1 rRNA gene is annotated in these 1,584 nt (G+C 56.2%); it reads right to left on the reverse strand.

Features of this window, described 5'->3' with window-relative positions:
• Positions 1-1,584: ribosomal RNA gene (locus AC07FV_RS34820) — 23S ribosomal RNA — on the reverse strand; the annotation flags it as partial.

Consider the following 1,584-nt stretch of genomic DNA (forward strand, 5'->3'; position numbering starts at 1 on the left):
GACCGACTCCAGCCCCAGGATGCGACGAGCCGACATCGAGGTGCCAAACCATCCCGTCGATATGGACTCTTGGGGAAGATCAGCCTGTTATCCCCGGGGTACCTTTTATCCGTTGAGCGACGGCGCTTCCACAAGCCACCGCCGGATCACTAGTCCCGACTTTCGTCCCTGCTCGACCCGTCGGTCTCACAGTCAAGCTCCCTTGTGCACTTACACTCAACACCTGATTGCCAACCAGGCTGAGGGAACCTTTGGGCGCCTCCGTTACTCTTTAGGAGGCAACCGCCCCAGTTAAACTACCCATCAGACACTGTCCCTGATCCGGATCACGGACCCAGGTTAGACATCCAGCACGACCAGACTGGTATTTCAACGACGACTCCACCCACACTGGCGTGCGAGCTTCAAAGTCTCCCAGCTATCCTACACAAGCCGAACCGAACACCAATATCAAACTGTAGTAAAGGTCCCGGGGTCTTTCCGTCCTGCTGCGCGAAACGAGCATCTTTACTCGTAGTGCAATTTCACCGGGCCTATGGTTGAGACAGTCGAGAAGTCGTTACGCCATTCGTGCAGGTCGGAACTTACCCGACAAGGAATTTCGCTACCTTAGGATGGTTATAGTTACCACCGCCGTTTACTGGCGCTTAAGTTCTCAGCTTCGCCCCACCGAAATGGAGCTAACCGGTCCCCTTAACGTTCCAGCACCGGGCAGGCGTCAGTCCGTATACATCGCCTTACGGCTTCGCACGGACCTGTGTTTTTAGTAAACAGTCGCTTCTCGCTGGTCTCTGCGGCCACCCCCAGCTCAGGAAGTAAATCCCATCACCAGGTGTGGCCCCCCTTCTCCCGAAGTTACGGGGGCATTTTGCCGAGTTCCTTAACCATAGTTCACCCGAACGCCTCGGTATTCTCTACCTGACCACCTGAGTCGGTTTAGGGTACGGGCCGCCATGAAACTCGCTAGAGGCTTTTCTCGACAGCATAGGATCATCCACTTCACCACAATCGGCTCGGCATCAGGTCTCAGACACATGCCAGGCGGATTTACCTACCTGACGTCCTACACCCTTACCCCGGGACAACCACCGCCCGGGATGGACTACCTTCCTGCGTCACCCCATCACTCACCTACTAACCGCTTGGTTCAGCGGCTCCACCACTCCCCTCAACTCCGAAGAGATCAGGGCGGCTTCACGGCCTTAGCATCACGATGCTCGATGTTTGACGCTTCACAGCGGGTACCGGAATATCAACCGGTTATCCATCGACTACGCCTGTCGGCCTCGCCTTAGGTCCCGACTTACCCTGGGCAGATCAGCTTGACCCAGGAACCCTTAGTCAATCGGCGCAAACGTTTCTCACGTTTGTATCGCTACTCATGCCTGCATTCTCACTCGTGAACCGTCCACAACTCGCTTCCGCGGCTGCTTCACCCGGCACACGACGCTCCCCTACCCATCCATACAGGCGTTGGCCCTATTGTATGAATGACACGACTTCGGCGGTACGCTTGAGCCCCGCTACATTGTCGGCGCGGAATCACTAGACCAGTGAGCTATTACGCACTCTTTCAAGGGTGGC

Source organism: Streptomyces sp. NPDC045956, assembly GCF_056430705.1.